Source organism: Chryseobacterium sp. CG10_8 (assembly GCF_058117085.1).
In genome coordinates, this window is sequence record NZ_JBYVEB010000020.1 from 18,634 (window position 1) to 36,998 (window position 18,365).

Here is an 18,365-nt window from a genome sequence, read left to right on the forward strand (position 1 = left end):
TCGTTGTGTTTTTCTTGTTCTTTTAATTTAAATCAGATTTTTTTCTCGCGGTAAATTATTGTCTGACATCTGATGTCCAGTATCTGCAATCTTCAAAACAATCTCAAAACTTACCCCAATTTCCTTATTCTTTGCTGAAATAGCACCACCATGAGCGTCGATAATTTTTTTGCAAATTGCCAATCCAAGCCCGCTTCCTAAAGGTTTTCTGATATTCTGATTTTTACTTTGATAAAATTTATCGAAAATAAATTCCAAATCTTCCTCGGGAATGGTTTTTCCGGTGTTGAAGATGGATATTTTAATTCCATTTTCATCTTCTCGAAATTTTGCCTGAATCATTCCTTGTTCCTTGGTGAATTTCACGGCATTTCCTAAAATATTTTGAAACACTTGAATCATTTTCATTTCATCAAACTTAATCGTTTCATTCTTCAAAAAATTGACTTCGGAATAATGCAATTTCTTTTGTTCCATTAATTGAGTCAATGGTTTTAATGCTTTGCGATAGGTTTTAACAATGTTGTTTTCAGTAACTTGAAGTGGTAATGTTCCTGCTTCCAATTTATCAAGATAAAGAATGTCGTTGATGATTTCGGCTAAACGGTCGGATTCTGAAATAATGTTTTCTAAGAAATCTTTTTTAATTTCAATTGGCATGTCATCATCATCCAACAAAATTTCACTCGTTGCACGAATTGCTGTTAAAGGCGTTCTTAATTCATGAGCAACAGAATCCAAAAATTCGTCTTTCTGGTGGTCTTTCATAATCAAGTTTTCGTTCGCGTTTTGTAGATCTTCTGAAAGTCGGCTTAACTGTTGACTTTGCTCACGAAGTTGCTTGTTTCGGGAAATTGTTTCTTTAGATTCTTCCAAAATATTTAGAACTTCAGTCAAAGAAATTTTGTCTTCTTTAGTAACACCTTCAATGAGGATTTTAGCAGAAGCTGTACCAATTCTACCACTCAAAAGGTTTTCTGAAAATTTAATAAATCGAGCATCTGCGGTATTGCTTTGGTCCGAAATATTATATTTTAAATTAAATATTTTTAAAGCTTGTTTGGTTTTCTTTTCACCTAAAAATCTCACCAAAATTTTCTGAATATCCGAAACATTCGCCGTTCCTCTCCAGATGTATGCGTTTTCAGGATTCTGAATGTAATCGTCGATGTCCACATATAATTCGGCGAAATTTCTTTCACGATAACTACTCACTGTACTTGCCGAAATAATGGCAAAAAGGCCTGTATTCACGAACATACTCCAAAAGAAAACGTTTGCAATTGGGCTTAAATATGGAATTCTGAAAAAACTGAAAAACCAAGAATTTTGATAAGTGCTTTCAAAATAAATAGGGAAAATCAGACTGATATAGCAAATCGAAACACCTGCAATAATTCCTGCAATCGCACCTTTAAAGTTGCCTCGTCTCCAAAAAATAGCTCCGAAAAATGATGGACTCAATTGAGCAATCAAAACAAACGAAACCAAACCAATGGAGAATAGGGAAGACTCTTCAATTAAGTATTTGTAGAAAATAAAGCTGAAAATAATTAGTGAAAAAATCGAAAACTTCCTAATGTTAACAATGGTTTTGGTGTTGATAGAATCGGAATTTATTTTAAAACTATTCAACCAACCATAAGGAATGATTACGTTGTTGGAAAGCATCACAGAAAGGGAAATACTCGAAATAATAATCATAGAAATACTTGCACTAAGACCTCCAAAAAACACCATTGTCGAGATGAGATTATTCCCGATTTTTTGTGGAATTAAAATAGAATAAAATTCAGGATTAACATTTTGTCCAAAGAACAAAATTTTTCCGCCCCATGCAATCGGGAATACAAAGAAATTGATGATTAAAAGGTACAGAGGGAAAAGCCAAATCGCGGTTCTCAAATGTTTTTCTTTTCGATTTTCAACGATAGCCGTATGAAATTGCCTTGGCAAGAGGAAAATAGCCGTCATTGACAAAAAGCAAGTCAAAAACCAATTAAAACCACCTTCAAGACCGTTGAAGGTATTTAATTTTTTAAAATCAGGAAGTTGCGACGCTTGATTATAAATGTCTTGAAATCCATTAAAAACGCCATAAACCACGAACAATCCAAGAATAACAAAGAATATTAATTTTAAAATACTTTCAATAGCGACCGTAGCAATAATTCCCAGTCTTTTTTCAGAAGCATCTACATATCTTGTTCCGTAATAAGATGAAAAAATAGCAATCACCAAAACGATGTAAGTCGCAGAATCACCTATAATATATTTGGAATTTTGAGTATTGGTAAGTAAATGAAAGGTTTCAGAAATGGCTTTAATCTGTAATCCGATGTACGGAATAATCGCCATAATACAAACCAAAGCGACTAAAGCACCGATAAATCTACTGTTTCCGTATCGAAGTGAAATAAAATCTGCAATACTACTAATTTTGTTGACCCTGGAAATTCTAATAATTTTAGAATTGATGAAAATCCAAAGCGGAATTACGATGACAGGTCCAATGTAAACGGAAAGGTATTCTAAGCCGAGTTCTGATGCAACACCGATACTTCCGTAATATGTCCAAGCGGAACAATACACCGCCAAAGAAAGCGCATAAATATAAGGATTGGTTGACCAGAAAAGCGAAGTTTTCTTCTTTTCTGCAATAAAGGCAAAAAAGAACAAAAGTCCGAGATAACCAATTAATAATATGAATAATACGCTACTGCTCATCGAATTTTTTGAATACTAAAAAAGATGCTACTGAAGATAAAAACCAAATCGCAAACACATAAATATAGATTAAAGGAAATCCTAAAACCGATTCTGATGAGTTGAACAACAACAAAACAGGCGCATTGAGCAATGCGAATAACGCTATGCTCAATACTACCAGTTTTTGTTTATGTCTCTTTTTCATATTTCTAGGGATTGGGGATTAGGATTTAGGTTATAGTTTAAGCTAATACCTAAATCCTATGTCCTACAACCTATTACTATCTTTTATCATCCGAATATTCGCCTTGCAGAGCATACCATCCGAACATTCCCATTCCGCCAACAACGATTGGCAAAAGAACGAACACGATAATGATCCCGAAAACCAAGTCTTCTTGTTTGCCAGAAGTGAGTTTTGGAATTCCTAAGACGGTTAATCCAAAGTACAGGATTGCTGCTGCTACAATCATCCAAACTATGCCTAATATTTTCTTTATTGAATCCATTTTTTTGATTTTTTAAATTTAATTAATTTTTGAGTTACTAGATACTAGATTTTAGATATCAGATTTCAGACTTTTATTTTTTTCTTGTATCTGACATCTAATCCTCCACACTCTTATCTTTTCCGTTAATATAAATCAGTCCGATGATGAAACAAACACCTGCAACTGCAATTGGATACCAAAGACCTTCAAGATACCATTGAGTGTGTCCCGCTTCTTTTCCAGAAGTTACCAAATAAGTTGCAACAGCAGGAAGTAATCCTCCGAAGATACCATTTCCGATGTGATATGGTAAAGACATAGAAGTGTATCGAATTCTGATTGGGAACATTTCCACCAAGAATGCTGCAATTGGACCATAAACCATTGTTACAAATACTACTTGAATGAAAACTAACAATGCAAGCATCCATTTGGTATTGCTGTCCACCGTTTTGGTAATTTGTGTTTCTACTTTGTCTTTTCCTTTGTCATCTTTTAGAATTTGACCATTTTCAAGATGTTTTGTAACTACTTCCTTCAACTGACTTCCGTCTGTATAGAATTTATTTGAGGTATAAACAGAGTCTACTTTTGCGCCTTCCAAAACTTTAGCGGAAGCTTCCATAGTGGTTTTTTCTGTCAATTCTTGTTTTTCTGTGTAATCTCCAAGTTTAAACATTTTATCATAAATTGGACGATAAGCCAAAATTGCAATTAACATCCCAATCAACATAATTGGTTTTCTTCCAACTTTATCAGATAACCAACCAAAAAGTACAAATAAAGGTGTTCCAACAAATAGGGCGGTTGCCATTAAAGAATCTACTTGTTCCGCATTAATATTCATGACCTTTTGCATGAAACTCATGGCGTAAAACTGACCGGTGTACCAAATAACACCTTGTCCCATTACAGCTCCAAACAATGCTAAAAGAACATATTTGAAATTGTATTTGTTACCAAAAGATTCTTTTAAAGGGTTGGTTGAAGTTTTTCCTTCTTTTTTAGCCTTAGCAAAAAGAGGTGATTCCTTCATGTTTCTACGAATGATGTAAGAAACACCTACCATTAAGATAGAAACCCAGAACGGAACTCTCCATCCCCAATTTGAAAATTCTTCCGCAGTTAATGAAGATCTTGTTACCATAATTACAATCAGTGAAACGAATAAACCTGCTGTTGCTGTTGTCTGAATCCAAGAGGTCCAGTAACCTCTTCTGTGCGGTTGAGCGTATTCTGCAACGTAAGTTGCTGCACCTCCATATTCACCTCCTAAAGCTAAACCTTGTAATAATCTTAATATTAAAACTAATACAGGAGCTAAAAATCCGATGGTTTCATAAGATGGGATACATCCAATTAAGAATGTTGAAAATCCCATGATAAGAAGGGTTACAAGGAAAGTATATTTTCTACCAATCATATCACCCAATCTCCCAAAGAATAATGCTCCGAAAGGTCTTACTACAAATCCTGCAGCAAAAGTTGCAAGCGTAGAAAGAAACGCTGCAGTTGGATTATCTGCGGGGAAGAACTTGGTTGATAAAATAACTGCTAAACTTCCGAAAATATAGAAGTCATACCACTCAATGAGGGTTCCGAGTGAAGAGGCCATGATAACGCTCCAGATAGTTGAATTTTTCTTTTTTTCATCTACGTAAGCATCGTGCTCTGCTTGATTATTAAATTGATGGCTCATAGTAATTTGATATTTTGTTTTAAAATCTTTTTAAATTTTTAAAGTAAGGTTTAGTTAATCTTTTAGAAAGAATACATTACTCTTACCATTCCTCTGAAGTTTCCTACATTGGTGATATTTCCACCTGCTGTTGCATCAGCTTGTGTATCTCCGTATTTTGCAGCAGTGTATTCTAATTCAGGTGCGATGTTGAATTTATTTTGTTTGAATTCTACTCTTGCAGAAGCTCTCCAAACATTATCTAAAACTCTTGTTCCTGAAACACCTCTCATATATAGATTTTTATAACCTGTATCAACACCTGAATTTTTTGTGTACCCGAAGAAAACACCTGGTGCAACTTTAGAGTTATTACTTGCTAAATCAAACCAAAATGCAGAAGTTTTTGTAGGTTTATAGCTTTCTTGTCCGTTAGTTTCTGTGTAACCTGCAAAACCGCCTACCATAACTAGGTGAGCTAAGTTACCACCAGTAATTCCATAAGCTTTTGCAATGAATTTATCATCAGAATATTTGAAATAGGCAAGATAAGTTCCCGAATTAAGTTGTTCGTCAGAGGCTAATGAATTGCTTTCAATGACAGGCTTTAATGATTGATATTCTGCTGCGATTCCTGCGGTAAATTTTTTGCCTTTATATTGAAGTTGTCCGTGCAAAGTAGGCATTGATGAATTGAAAGTAGCTGCATTTGCAGATGAACCTGTAGCATTTGCGGTTGGGAATTCTCTGTCTTTATAAGCTACAGCAATGAAAGAAAGGTCTTTTGTTAATTTTTGTTGAACTCTAACTTGTCCAGCCCAACCAAATGGATTGAACATGATTCCCGTATTGAAATTCGCAACTCCAGGATAAACATCAGGGATAAAAGTTGGATACCAAGTTTGACCAAACGTAACGGATGTTTTAGTCCATGCTAAAGTTGCAGTTGCATGCCTAAGTCGTAAAAGTCCAGTACTTCCAGTTCCAGAAGATGTTTTATTGAGTTCAGTATTTCCGAAGAAATCGCCTTCGATTTTACCAGAAGCTTTAGCTCCCCAGACATCAGGACCTTTAAAATTAATACCCACTCTTGTCGTAATTGCTATAAAATTGGAAGCACCAGCTGAATTAATGTCATCGCCATTGGCATCTAATTTTTCATCGAGAGGGTACAGATTAAGATTATACTCTCTTGCATAAGCGGATTGGCGACTGTCAAAATTATATTCTGTACGAACCCAACCGTAAATAGAGGCGTCCCATTCTTTAGGTTTTTTTTGCTCTGCCTCTAGTTTTTCGATTCTTTTTAATAGTTCTTCGTTTGTTGGTGTTTGTTGCGCATTAAATTTGTCAAATAGAAATAACGATGATATTATTCCTAACAAAACTGTAAATTTTTTCATAAGTATTCATTTTTATTATTGAATTTTTGACGAGTCTAAATTCATATTAAAAATTTAATTGAAAAAATTTAATATATATAATTGTAAAGTATATAGTTTTATAAAAAAATAAATTTATAAGATCATTTTCTAAATCGTTCCCATTTAATCATCATGTATTTGTCGCCAAATTCGGTAATAATTAATCCGGAACCTTTAATATTTTCTTCAGATTGTATAAATTCAATTAATTCATTTTGTTTCAATACTTTGTATACTGGATGGAATTCTGAATGTGGAGGTCTTTTGATATTATATTTTTTAATCCAAGAACTTATGGTAACGTGAGAAACGCCAATAATTCTTTCAATTTCACGATAGGAAAGACCTTCCAAATAGAGTTGAAGTGCTTTTGTGACGAAATAGTCGTCAATCTGTTTTCCCAATTTCTTGACTGTATAGTAATAGTTGCAATTTTTACAATAAAATCGCTGTCTTTCGTTGATAATTCCACTTTTTACGGTGTTTTTCTCAGTGCATTTCGGGCAAGAATCAGGCATGACTATATCTTTTTAGCAAATATATAATAAATTAGCAATATTTGAATCTTTGGACAGTGTTTTTATCATTCACGGTGGTGGATTACAATTTTATTTCTATATTTGCACTCAATGGAAACATTGAATTTGACCATAACGAACAAGCAATTTTTAGACGGCTTTGCCGACGAAAACAATATTTATTTTATTTAACGAAGTCTATTGGCTTCGTTTTTTTTTGTTTAAATTTTAGTAAAATGTTCACAACCGCCAATTTAACTACAGAAAAGATTGAATCTTTATTGAAAACCGCTGAAGAGTTTTCAAAAGGAAAAATTTTAAAAGCAAAAAATGAGGTTTTTGTTTCTAATTTATTTTTCGAGGACAGTACGCGTACAAAAACTAGTTTTGATATTGCAGAAAGGAAATTGGGATTGAATGTTGTTCCTTTTGATGTAACATCAAGTTCTGTAAACAAGGGTGAGACACTTTATGATACCATTAAAACTTTAGAAAGTTTGGGAGTCAATTTAGTAGTGATTCGTCATAAAAAAGATCGTTATTATGACGAATTAAATAATATTAAAATACCAATTATCAATGGTGGAGACGGAAAAGGCAATCACCCTTCACAAAGTTTATTAGACTTAATGACCATTCATCAAGAATTTGGAAAATTCAAAGATTTGAAAGTCGGAATTATTGGTGATGTTAAACATAGTCGCGTTGCCAATTCTAATGCTGAGATTTTACGAAAATTAGGAGCAAAAGTTTATTTTTCAGGACCTCAAGAATGGTTTGATGAAGGAACGATTATTAATGGAACATATCTTCAGATTGACCAATTGATTAAAGAAGTTGATGTCGTGATGCTGTTGAGAATTCAACATGAAAGACATGGTGAAAAAATGAAAATTTCACTCAATCAATACCACAAAAAGTATGGTTTGACAATTAACAGAGAGAAAATGATGAAGTCTAACGCGATTATTATGCATCCTGCTCCAATTAACAGAGATGTTGAAATTGATTCCGAATTGGTTGAATGCGAACGTTCTCGAATTTTCAAGCAAATGGAAAATGGTGTGTACGCAAGAATGGCGATTTTAAAAAATACTTTAGAAGAAACAGGAGTGGAGTTTGAGTAGAACCAAGAACCAAGAACCAAGATAAATAGAGTATGCATAATTTTGAGAAATTAATTTTCTGGCAAAAATCGATACAATTGGCAAAAAATATTTATTTGATTTGTCAGGATATTCCAACAGATGAAAAATTTGGTTTGGTTTCTCAGATGAAAAGATCTGCCGTTTCAATTGCATCTAATATTGCGGAAGGTTCTGGTAGAAACTCAAACAAAGAATTTAACCATTTTTTATCGATAGCCTTGGGTTCGGCATTTGAATTACAAACTCAACTAATTTTAACAAAAGAACTTGGTTTATTAGCTGAGATTCAAGCTGATAAAATTGTAAAGGATTTAATTGAAATCCAAAAAATGATTTACACGTTTAAAAACAATTTAGTATAAAGTAAAAGCAGAAAAGTCTCGAATTTCGGTTCTTGACTCTCAAATCTAAAATAAGAGGAAGTCTTGAATCTCGGTTCTCGGCTCTCGAATCTAAAAAAGTAATGAACAGAAAATTAGTATTAGAATCCGGTGAAGTTTTTCACGGAAAAGGTTTCGGAAGCGAAATGGAAACAGATGGAGAAGTGGTTTTCAATACAGGAATGACAGGTTATCAGGAATTGCTTTCGGACCCGTCTTATTGTGGTCAGATTGTTTGTATGACTTATCCTTTGATTGGAAATTACGGAATCAATCGTGATGATTACGAAAGCATCGAACCTGCAATCAAAGGTTTGATTGTAAAAGAAGTTTGCGATTATCCGTCTAATTTCAGAAACCAAATGACTTTGGACGATTTATTCAAGAAGAAAAATCTTTCAGGGATTTCAGGAATTGATACCCGAAAATTGACCCGAATTATAAGAAATCATGGGGTTTTGAAAGGTAAAATCGTTGATGAATCTGCAAATGAGCAAGACGTAATTAATGAACTTAATTCAAAATCATTCCCTATTAATCAAGTGGAACAGGTTTCAACCAAAACGGCGTATGCAAGTCCGGGAAGAGGTTTCAAAGTGGTTTTGGTGGATTTTGGTTCTAAACTAGGGATTATCAGAGAACTTTCTCAAAGAAATTGCGATATCATTGTTGTTTCTCAAGATACAACAGCAGAAGAAATTTTGATGATGGATCCAGACGGAATAATGCTTTCCAACGGTCCTGGAGATCCGCAAGATGTTCCTCATGTTTTGGTCATGATCCAAAAATTATTAGGAAAAGTTCCAATTTTCGGGATTTGTTTAGGTCATCAATTGATTGGTTTAGCGTGTGGTGCAAAAACGTATAAATTAAAATTCGGGCATAGAGGTGGGAATCACCCAGTTTTGGATTTAAAGAAAAATACCGTTGCAATTACTTCTCAAAATCACGGTTACGCTGTAGACCAAGAAAGTTTGAAAAATACCGATTTGGAAGAAACGCACATCGCTCTAAATGACAGAACGAATGAAGGTTTCCGACACAAAATTCATCCGTGTTTTTCTGTTCAGTACCATCCAGAAGCAAGTCCAGGTCCAGAAGACGCTAATTATTTGTTTGATGAGTTTATCGATTTAATGTACCAATTTAAAAGTGTAACAGTGTAACAATTGTCTCCAATGATAAATTTTGAAAATAATCCATTAATCGAAAAAACGGTTAAATTTTCCTTAGACGTTATTGAATATTGTGAGCTATTGGAAAATCAAAGAAAATTTGTCATTGCAAAACAGTTATTACGTTCTGGTACAAGTATCGGTGCAAATGCTTTTGAAGCACAGAATCCTTATAGCAAAAAAGATTTTATCAATAAAATTAAAATTGCAGCAAAGGAATTGGAAGAAACCAAATATTGGCTTTACCTCTGTAAACATTCAAAAAGCTATCCGTTTAATGAGAATTTGGAAATTCAAATTACAGAAATCGGAAAAATTATTTATAAAATTTTAAGTACAAGCTTAAGAAAAGAAAATTAAAAAACAGCAGCATTGTTATACTGTTACATTATTATATTGTTAAATTAAAATTGTTACACTGTTACATTGCTACTTTGTTATATTGAATTTATGAAAAGAACAGACATAAAAACCATTTTAGTAATAGGAAGCGGTCCTATCATTATCGGACAAGCGGCCGAATTCGATTATGCAGGAACTCAGGCTTGTTTGGCGTTGAAAGAGGAAGGTTACAAAGTAATCTTGATCAACTCTAATCCTGCGACGATTATGACCGATGTGGAAATTGCGGACAAAGTCTATATTGAACCAATTTCGTTGCAATTCGTGAGTCATATTATCAGAAAAGAAAGACCAGACGCTTTGTTACCGACTTTGGGTGGACAAACTGGTCTAAATATGGCGGTCGAATTAGAAAAATCAGGGATTCTTGAAGAATGTAAAGTGGAAGTTCTTGGAACCAAACTTTCAGCGATTAACAGAGCGGAAGACAGAGACCTTTTCCGTGAATTAATGCGAGAACTCAACGAACCAGTTCCAGAATCTGATATCGTAAATTCTGTTCAAGGAGCTTTGGATTTTGCGGATAGAATCGGTTATCCAGTGATTGTTCGTCCCGCTTTTACTATGGGTGGAACAGGTGGTGGAATTGCCTCTAACGAAACTGAACTTCGTGAAATTTCAGAATTAGGTCTTAAATACAGTCCAGTTACGCAATGTTTGATTGAAAAATCCATTGCAGGTTTCAAGGAAATCGAATACGAAGTAATGCGTGACTCTAACGACAACGCGATTGTAGTTTGTAACATGGAAAACATCGATCCAGTTGGAGTTCATACAGGTGACTCGATTGTTGTTGCTCCGTCTCAAACGCTTTCGGATAGAGAATATCAAATGTTGAGAAATGCTTCCTTGAAAATTATCCGAGCTTTAGGAATTGAGGGAGGTTGCAACGTTCAGTTGGCTTTAGACCCGCATTCATTTAATTATTATATTATTGAAGTTAATCCGAGAGTTTCTCGTTCATCAGCTTTGGCGAGTAAAGCAACAGGTTATCCGATTGCAAAAATCGCCGCTAAAATTGCAGTAGGATTAACTTTGGATACGATTATGAATCCTGTAACAGGGAAAACTTACGCATGTTTCGAGCCAGCTTTGGATTATGTCGTAACTAAATTTCCAAGATTTCCTTTTGATAAATTCGAAACGGCAGATAGAAGACTTTCAACGCAGATGAAAGCGACAGGAGAAGTCATGGCAATTGGTAGAAATTTTGAAGAATCTTTGCAGAAAGCTATTCGTTCCTTAGAAACAGGAATTCGTCATCTTGGTTTGAAGACCAAACAAGCTCAAGCTTTAAGCGATGAGGACATTGAAAGAAGAATCAAAGTTTGTGATGACGAAAGATTGTTCATCATCGGAGATGCTTTACGAAGAGGTTATGATTGGAAACAAATTGTAGAATGGAGCAAAATTGACCCGTTCTTCATTTGGAAAATCAAAAAATTAATCGACTTCGAAAAGACGATTTCTGATAACAAATTCAATAAAGAAGTTCTTTTAGAGGCTAAAAAATTAGGATTTTCAGATATCAACATCGCTCATCTTTGGGAAAGTACGCAACGTGAAGTTTTCGATTTTAGAAAAGAAAACGGAGTGATGCCAGTTTATAAAATGGTCGATACGTGCGCTGCCGAATTCGAAAGCGAAACGCCATATTTCTACGGAACTTACGAAGACGAAAACGAAAGCATTCCGACGGATAAGGAGAAAATTATCGTTTTGGGTTCTGGTCCGATTAGAATTGGTCAAGGTGTTGAGTTTGATTATGCAACTGTTCATTCGGTTTGGGCGATTAAAGAAATGGGTTACGAAGCGATTATCATCAACAATAATCCAGAAACGGTTTCTACCGACTTTTCGATTTCAGATAAATTATATTTTGAACCTTTGACGGAAGAAGATGTGATGAACATCATCGAACTCGAAAAACCAAAAGGAGTAGTCGTTCAGTTTGGTGGACAAACTGCGATTAATTTGGCTGATAAATTAGCAGCTCATGGTGTTCAAATTTTAGGAACTTCACTTGAAGATTTGGATAGAGCTGAAAACAGAGATAAATTTGAGAAAGCGCTTCAGGAATTGGGAATTCCGCAACCTTTAGGAAAAACATCGTTCTCGAAAGAAGACGCGATTGTGATTGCAGATGAAATTGGTTATCCAGTTTTGGTTCGTCCAAGTTACGTTTTGGGAGGTCGAGCAATGCAGATTGTTTATGACAAATCCGAACTTGAACATTATATGGAAAATGCGGTAGAAGCAAGTCCAGAACATCCAGTTTTGGTGGACCGTTACGTTACCGGAAAAGAAGTGGAGGTTGATGCAATTTGTGACGGAGAAACAGTAGTTATTCCAGGAATTATGGAGCATATCGAAAGGGCAGGAGTTCACTCAGGTGACTCGATTGCAGTGTATCCTCCACAAAATTTAACCGAAAAACAAATTGATGTTCTAACCGATTATACCATTCGTTTAGCAAAAGGTTTAAATGTTGTTGGTTTGATGAATATTCAGTACGTCATTTCGCAGGAAGGTCAGGTTTACGTAATTGAGGTGAATCCTCGTTCGTCCAGAACCGTTCCTTTCCTTTCTAAAATTACGGAAGTTCCGATGGCGAATTTGGCAACCAAAGCCATTCTTGGAGCCAAATTAACGGATTTAGGATACAAAAACGGCTTAGTTCCAGCTAAATCAGGAGTTTATGTTAAAGTTCCGGTATTCTCTTTTTCAAAATTAACGAAAGTAGATATCTCACTCGGACCAGAAATGAAATCGACAGGAGAAGTGATGGGCAAAGACAGAACTTTGGAAAAAGCCTTATACAAAGGAATGATTGCAGCAGGTAGAAAAGTTCCGACACATGGTGCGATTTTATTCACTGTTGCGAATACCGATAAAGAAGAAGCTTCAGAAATTGCAAGAAGATTTCACGAAGTTGGTTTCAGAATTTGGGCAACCGAAGGAACTGCGAAATTCTTTGAAGAAAAAGGAATTCCATGTAAAATCGGATACAAAATTGAAGAAAATCCAGAAGTGAATTTGATTGATTTAATTCAAAAAGGAAAAGTTCAGTACGTTGTCAATACGATGACCAAAGGAAAACAAGTCGAAAGAGACGGTTTCCAAATCCGAAGAATGAGCGTCGAAAATGGCGTTCCTTGTTTGACAAGTATGGACACCGTTGAAGCCATCCTAAAAGTGATTGAAAGCATGAGCTTTAAGATGGAGCAGATGTAGATTAGAAACAAGATTATAGAATCAAGAGCCAAGACAGAGATGTTTTGGCTCTTTTTTTTTGGTGATACGTTTCGATATTCGGTTTTAAAAAGTGAAAGTGTTCAATAAGAGAGGGCTTTAGCCCGCTTTTGTTTGCACAAAAAATTTGGCTTTAGCCAAAATTTATAGGATGATTTCGGAATAAATTCGATAATTTTAGCTCAAATTAGAACTTATGAAAAAATTAATAGTGACATTAATGCTAACCATTTCGGTTACAGCTTATTCACAGTGGACACTTCCTGCAGCAAGCCCAAGACAAAAGGTTGAACAACAATTCTCCATGTCGAAAATCACTTTAGATTACGGAAGACCGGGTGTAAAAGGGAGAAAAATTTTCGGGGAACTTGTTCCTTACGGAAAGGTTTGGAGAGCGGGAGCCAATTCTTCAAGCAAAATTACTTTTGAACAATCTATTAATTTTGGAGGTAAAATTGTTCCTGCAGGAACTTATGGACTGTTCATTTTGCCAACCGAAAAAGAATGGAAAATCATTCTCAACAAAGATTCAAAACAATGGGGAGCTTACGAATACGATGAAAAACTAAATGTATTAGAAATTACCGTTCCGGTTCAGAAACTGTCTGAGAAGCAAGAATTTTTCGAAATATCATTTGAACCAATTGACGACAATGCAACAGACATGGTTTTCAAATGGGATTACGTAAAAACTGTAGTTAATCTGAAAACAGGAAAACCAGAAACCGTTTCCAAAATCGTTGAAAAACTAAAAGAAGTTAAGCAAATCGAAAGAGATGCCGCCAAAGAAAAAGAATAACACCAACCTTGCAAGAAATCACTTGCAAGGTTTTTTGTTTTTAGGACAAAATTTATGAAGGATTTTTTCGTTAATTTTTTATAATTCTCCTAAAATTATTTGATGGTGAATTTGATTTTTTAAATTACCTTTAAACGATATTTTACAACAAAAAACACAAACAATCTATGACCAAACATCAAGAGCGTGTCAAGGAAGTACTGCATTTCTTTGATAATAAAGATACGGTTTTGGGATTTCGAAAATTATTGGATTGCGTGATGGATACCCAGAATATGGATATTTATAAAAAAGCCATTGCACTAACCGATTGGAAGGAAACTTATCCCACTTATACAGAAGAACTCATTACAAAATCCAAAGAACTTTTATTGGAAGTCGAAAAAATTCCAGTTTCGGAATTTGATACAAGCAAGTCGGTTTTGCGAGCGAGAAATATTCTTAAAAGCTATGGAAGTAACCGCTTTTCGCTTGGTCCAGTTTCGGTGGAAATTAACAAAGGTCAGGTCTATGGTTTGGTCGGAGAGAACGGAAACGGAAAAACAACTTTGCTGAGAATTTTGGCTAAAGAACTTTCTCACGATGAAGGCGAGTTGCATTTTACCTTCAATACAGAGCCTAAGAACGAATACGATTTGAGAACCAAATTAGTCTACATTCCGCAAAGAACGGCGAAATGGTACGGAAGTCTCAAAGACAATTTGAAATTTGTTGTTTCCAATTATGGGGTTAAACCTGAGGAAAATGAGACCAGAACGCTTTTGATGATTGCAAGATTAGGTCTTTGGAATTACAAACATTTGAAATGGAGTGAACTTTCTTCAGGTTACAAAATGCGTTTTGAATTAGCCAGAACTTTGCTGAGACAACCAGAAATTATGTTATTGGATGAACCTTTGGCAAATCTTGACGTTCTTGCACAACAAGTGATTTTAGAAGATTTAAAATCCATCGCCAATTCGGTGAACAATCCGATTGCATTGATTTTGAGTTCTCAACAATTGTATGAAGTGGAGAAAGTTTCGGACAAAGTTATCTTCTTAAAAAATGGACAGTACAAAGACAATTCGGAGTTTCATGGAGAGGAAAATACTAACGAATTGATTTTGGAACTTGATACTCCAAACAAAAGGGAAGAACTTTTAGTTGCGTTTGAAAATTTGGGATTGCAAAAACTCAACTTTAACGGAGGTGTTTATGTGGCTTATTTTGATAGTGCTACCAAAATGTCAGATGTGTTGTCTAAGATTGGACAATCGGGAATCGACATTATTTACCTTCGTAATATTTCACAATCTACAAGACGATTTTTTGTCGGTTAAAACACTAAAATTCAAATGAAAAAAATACAACAAATTAATCAATATTTGCTCGAAAGATATCCTACAATTTGGAACACCAAAATTGTTTGGATGCTGTTGGCGAGTTTAGCGGTTCATATACTCTTTTTTATTTTTGGATTAGTTTCGCATGCAGATCCGACATCTTTACAGCATGGAAATGTTCTGTATGATTATGGAAACAATGGATTCATGCAAATTCATTTGCTGATTTCGCTTTTGCTCATTGTTGGATGGTTATTGATGATGTTTAGGAATAATTCCTTCAAAAATTTCTATCCGTCGTCACCATGGAAACTTTTCTCTCAATTTTTTCATTATTTCATCATAATTCTGGTGTCTACTACATTTTACCTTTCGTACATGTTTGGATTTAAGACCTTTATCAATGGTCGATATGGAGACGAAAAGATGGATAAGTATATCAGTACGGTCAATCGTGCGGTTCCCTTTCTTTCGACAAATATTGAGGATTATACTTTAGATAATAGAATTTATCCTAAGATATTTTCAGATTTATACTGTGAGTCAACTTATGAAAAAATTGACCGAAATCAAAAATATTTCACCTATTACACCCGTGTTTATCAGTATTGGGAGACTTACACTAAGACGGTTTATGTTAATAAGGATTTGAAATATCGGATAGATTATGATACCTTGATCCCGGAGCCTGAAAAATCTCTAAAGACACCAATCGCGTATAAAAATAATGAAGGAGATAAGATTGTATATTGTTTCAAAAAGAAGGTAGTAGATGTAAGTCCGTACTTGGAGACAACATTTCCGAGTTATCTCAACTTTTCTAGTGTTTTTTACGAGTACAATGCGTCGTCAGATGATTATTATCCTGAAGTGACGATTGGTAGTACCAAAGACTTATTGCTAGCAAGCGATAAGCTTATTAACAAGCAAACAGTAGAGCTTCTTAAGGAAAAGGAACCTAAGAAGGTAGAAAAACTAATGTCTGATTTTTTGGATATCTCAAATGAATTCAAAATTTCAACAAATCTTAATGCACAGGATTGGCGAAAATTGGTTTATAATCCAAATAATTTTGAAATAAAACATTTTATTAAAAAATATAAACCAGTTCTAGGAGAAGAATACAATCCTAATGATATTCCAGATGATTATTCATATTCCACCGCAGAGGCAGTTGCTGTAGATACCGCCGCAGTTGTGGCTGATGTAGCAGGTAGTGAAACCGACTCGATCATATTATCAGCGGAGGATTTTAATCCAAAAGTGAGTCAGGAGATCTCCCCAGAAAATTATTTTAGATCCCATGTGACGGAATATTATTATTATGTTGAGCAGTTAAAAAATGTTCTTGAGAATATCGATAATGTTAAGCATGCAACCCCAGTAATGGATAGTTTGCATTTCTATTTTTGGTTTGCGCTGCTGTTTGCATCATTTATTTTTTGCTACCGTGTGACAAACCTTCGAATTTTATTATTAAGTGTTGTAGGTGCAGGGTTGCTAACCTTGGCGGTCGCTCTATTTTTGGTGATTTTCAATTACGGTTTAGGCAATATTTCAAAGTATTTTGTTTTTTATTTTATTCTGCTTGTAGCAACCGTGATTCTATTTGCATCCATTTTGGGAGTGAACAAAATGAAGAAAATTGTATCTGGAATATTGTTGAGTTTTTCCATGATGGGATTCACTTTATGGTTATTACTAATTTTTGCGATAATAAGTGAACATCAACGAGATTATTGTTATGGTCAAAATTTAAGATTCGAAGATGTTAATTGCCCTCAATTACTTGAGGAAAACCTAGCTGCAATAAGTTATTTTATCACAGGATGCGGATTGATATTTATGTATTTTTACACCAAAGTCATCCATCAATGGAGAGCAAAATCAGTATAAATAAAAGCGAACTTCGGTTCGCTTTTTTTATAAAAAATACTTGTCAATTTTTCGGTTGTTATTGCTATTTTTAAATACTAATTTTGAACCTCTAACCTCTAACCTCTAACCTCTATAAATGAACCTTTCCCCAGAAATAATGTATCAAGCTTCCTGCGACAAAAACCCCGATTTTGAGGGTGTTTTTTGGATGGGTGTAAAAACGACTGGAATTTTCTGTCGTCCAACCTGTAGAGCAAGAAAACCAAAATTCGAAAATGTGGAGTTTTTCTCTAACGCAAAAGACGCAATTTTAAAAGGTTACAGAGCTTGCAAAACATGTAAACCTTTGGAAAACCCTAACGAAACACCAAAAGAAATTAAAGAAATTTTGGATGAACTTTCCGCAAATCCTGGATTGAAGTTTAAAGATTATGATTTGGTAAAACGAGGTTTAGAACCTGCAACCGTAAGACGTTGGTTTCAAAAAAATCATGGAATGACGTTTCAAGCGTTTCAAAGGATGTTTAAATTGAATTCAGCTTTTAAGAAATTGAATTCGGGTGAAAAAGTGACAGATACAGCTTTTGACAGCGGTTATGAAAGTTTGAGTGGTTTTAATGAAAGCTTTAAAACGGTTTTCGGAGTTTCACCAAAAAATTCAAAATTGGAGAAAATTGTTGATTTAAAAAGAATAGAAACACCAATCGGAACCATGATTGCGTGTGCTGATGAAAGCGGAATTTGTCTTCTCGAATTTTCGGATAGAAAAGCGTTGCCAACCGAATTGAAAGATATTTCAAAACACTTTAATGCGAATATTATTCAAGGAGAAAACAAACATTTTGAACAATTAGAAAAAGAACTTTCAGAATATTTTGAAGGAGAGAGAACCAATTTCACCGTTCCACTTTCTCCAGTCGGAACCGATTTTCAAAAAAGTGTTTGGGAAGTTCTTCGAACTATTCCTTACGGAACGACGCGAAGTTATCAAGAACAAGCCAATATTTTAGGTAATCCAAAAGCGGTTCGTGCAGTTGCCAATGCGAATGGACTTAATAAAATTTCCATTATCATTCCTTGTCATAGAGTGATTGGAAGTGACGGAAAATTAACAGGTTACGGCGGCGGAATTTGGCGAAAGCAAAAGCTTTTGGAGTTAGAAAAAGCGATATTGTTTTAAATTTTA

General features: G+C 34.7%; 15 protein-coding genes. 9 read left to right on the forward strand and 6 right to left on the reverse strand.

Annotated elements, in window-relative coordinates; translation table 11 throughout:
- Positions 1 to 27 precede the first annotated feature (27 nt).
- The 6 genes from AC4AGG_RS05455 to AC4AGG_RS05480 all read right to left on the reverse strand — a co-directional run bounded on the left by AC4AGG_RS05455 (position 28) and on the right by AC4AGG_RS05480 (position 6,820).
- Positions 28 to 2,727 carry an ATP-binding protein gene (locus tag AC4AGG_RS05455; protein ID WP_489770979.1) on the reverse strand — a complete coding sequence of 900 codons (2,700 nt, stop codon included), beginning with the start codon at positions 2,725 to 2,727 and terminating at the stop codon, positions 28 to 30.
- Complete coding sequence (locus tag AC4AGG_RS05460; protein ID WP_489770980.1) at positions 2,717 to 2,914, reverse strand: hypothetical protein; 198 nt, start codon at positions 2,912 to 2,914, stop codon at positions 2,717 to 2,719. Before AC4AGG_RS05460 ends, AC4AGG_RS05455 begins: the two co-directional genes overlap by 11 nt.
- Positions 2,915 to 2,990: 76 nt before the next feature.
- On the reverse strand, positions 2,991 to 3,218 hold the full coding sequence (locus tag AC4AGG_RS05465; RefSeq protein ID WP_489770981.1) for a DUF6814 family protein: 228 nt from the start codon (positions 3,216 to 3,218) through the stop codon (positions 2,991 to 2,993).
- 97 nt (positions 3,219 to 3,315) lie between these two features.
- Positions 3,316 to 4,899, reverse strand: a complete 1,584-nt coding sequence (locus AC4AGG_RS05470) for an MFS transporter (RefSeq protein WP_489770982.1) — start codon at positions 4,897 to 4,899, stop codon at positions 3,316 to 3,318.
- Between the two features lie 62 nt (positions 4,900 to 4,961).
- Entirely contained in the window at positions 4,962 to 6,281 is a 1,320-nt protein-coding gene (locus AC4AGG_RS05475; RefSeq protein WP_489770983.1) for a hypothetical protein, read from the reverse strand.
- A 122-nt stretch (positions 6,282 to 6,403) separates the two neighbouring features.
- Positions 6,404 to 6,820, reverse strand: a complete 417-nt coding sequence (locus AC4AGG_RS05480) for a transposase (protein ID WP_489770984.1) — start codon at positions 6,818 to 6,820, stop codon at positions 6,404 to 6,406.
- A gap of 236 nt (positions 6,821 to 7,056) precedes the next feature.
- Here AC4AGG_RS05480 and AC4AGG_RS05485 point away from each other — a divergent pair, with 236 nt between their 5' ends.
- From AC4AGG_RS05485 to AC4AGG_RS05525, 9 genes are all read left to right on the forward strand, one after another.
- Positions 7,057 to 7,947, forward strand: a complete 891-nt coding sequence (locus tag AC4AGG_RS05485; RefSeq protein WP_489770985.1) for an aspartate carbamoyltransferase catalytic subunit — start codon at positions 7,057 to 7,059, stop codon at positions 7,945 to 7,947.
- 32 nt (positions 7,948 to 7,979) lie between these two features.
- Entirely contained in the window at positions 7,980 to 8,330 is a 351-nt protein-coding gene (locus AC4AGG_RS05490; protein ID WP_489770986.1) for a four helix bundle protein, read from the forward strand.
- A 101-nt stretch (positions 8,331 to 8,431) separates the two neighbouring features.
- Positions 8,432 to 9,514, forward strand: coding sequence for a glutamine-hydrolyzing carbamoyl-phosphate synthase small subunit (gene carA, locus AC4AGG_RS05495; RefSeq protein ID WP_489770987.1), 1,083 nt, complete (start codon positions 8,432 to 8,434; stop codon positions 9,512 to 9,514).
- A gap of 12 nt (positions 9,515 to 9,526) precedes the next feature.
- Positions 9,527 to 9,883, forward strand: coding sequence for a four helix bundle protein (locus AC4AGG_RS05500; RefSeq protein WP_489770988.1), 357 nt, complete (start codon positions 9,527 to 9,529; stop codon positions 9,881 to 9,883).
- Between the two features lie 90 nt (positions 9,884 to 9,973).
- Positions 9,974 to 13,159, forward strand: coding sequence for a carbamoyl-phosphate synthase large subunit (gene carB / locus AC4AGG_RS05505; RefSeq protein WP_489770989.1), 3,186 nt, complete (start codon positions 9,974 to 9,976; stop codon positions 13,157 to 13,159).
- A 214-nt stretch (positions 13,160 to 13,373) separates the two neighbouring features.
- Entirely contained in the window at positions 13,374 to 13,976 is a 603-nt protein-coding gene (locus AC4AGG_RS05510; protein WP_489770990.1) for a DUF2911 domain-containing protein, read from the forward strand.
- Between the two features lie 167 nt (positions 13,977 to 14,143).
- Positions 14,144 to 15,298, forward strand: a complete 1,155-nt coding sequence (locus AC4AGG_RS05515) for an ABC transporter ATP-binding protein (protein ID WP_489770991.1) — start codon at positions 14,144 to 14,146, stop codon at positions 15,296 to 15,298.
- 15 nt (positions 15,299 to 15,313) lie between these two features.
- Positions 15,314 to 17,197: a hypothetical protein gene (locus tag AC4AGG_RS05520; RefSeq protein WP_489770992.1), complete on the forward strand. Its 1,884-nt coding sequence runs from the start codon at positions 15,314 to 15,316 to the stop codon at positions 17,195 to 17,197.
- Between the two features lie 118 nt (positions 17,198 to 17,315).
- A complete protein-coding gene (locus AC4AGG_RS05525) occupies positions 17,316 to 18,359 on the forward strand; it encodes a bifunctional transcriptional activator/DNA repair enzyme AdaA (RefSeq protein WP_489770993.1) in 1,044 nt (347 codons plus the stop codon).
- Positions 18,360 to 18,365 lie beyond the last annotated feature (6 nt).

Coding starts and splice junctions, on each gene's coding strand:
- AC4AGG_RS05455 (WP_489770979.1), bottom strand. CDS start 2,727: ATGAGCAGTAGCGTATTATTCATATTATTAATTGGTTATCTCGGACTT.
- AC4AGG_RS05460 (WP_489770980.1), bottom strand. CDS start 2,914: ATGAAAAAGAGACATAAACAAAAACTGGTAGTATTGAGCATAGCGTTA.
- AC4AGG_RS05465 (WP_489770981.1), bottom strand. CDS start 3,218: ATGGATTCAATAAAGAAAATATTAGGCATAGTTTGGATGATTGTAGCA.
- AC4AGG_RS05470 (WP_489770982.1), bottom strand. CDS start 4,899: ATGAGCCATCAATTTAATAATCAAGCAGAGCACGATGCTTACGTAGAT.
- AC4AGG_RS05475 (WP_489770983.1), bottom strand. CDS start 6,281: ATGAAAAAATTTACAGTTTTGTTAGGAATAATATCATCGTTATTTCTA.
- AC4AGG_RS05480 (WP_489770984.1), bottom strand. CDS start 6,820: ATGCCTGATTCTTGCCCGAAATGCACTGAGAAAAACACCGTAAAAAGT.
- AC4AGG_RS05485 (WP_489770985.1), top strand. CDS start 7,057: ATGTTCACAACCGCCAATTTAACTACAGAAAAGATTGAATCTTTATTG.
- AC4AGG_RS05490 (WP_489770986.1), top strand. CDS start 7,980: ATGCATAATTTTGAGAAATTAATTTTCTGGCAAAAATCGATACAATTG.
- carA (WP_489770987.1), top strand. CDS start 8,432: ATGAACAGAAAATTAGTATTAGAATCCGGTGAAGTTTTTCACGGAAAA.
- AC4AGG_RS05500 (WP_489770988.1), top strand. CDS start 9,527: ATGATAAATTTTGAAAATAATCCATTAATCGAAAAAACGGTTAAATTT.
- carB (WP_489770989.1), top strand. CDS start 9,974: ATGAAAAGAACAGACATAAAAACCATTTTAGTAATAGGAAGCGGTCCT.
- AC4AGG_RS05510 (WP_489770990.1), top strand. CDS start 13,374: ATGAAAAAATTAATAGTGACATTAATGCTAACCATTTCGGTTACAGCT.
- AC4AGG_RS05515 (WP_489770991.1), top strand. CDS start 14,144: ATGACCAAACATCAAGAGCGTGTCAAGGAAGTACTGCATTTCTTTGAT.
- AC4AGG_RS05520 (WP_489770992.1), top strand. CDS start 15,314: ATGAAAAAAATACAACAAATTAATCAATATTTGCTCGAAAGATATCCT.
- AC4AGG_RS05525 (WP_489770993.1), top strand. CDS start 17,316: ATGAACCTTTCCCCAGAAATAATGTATCAAGCTTCCTGCGACAAAAAC.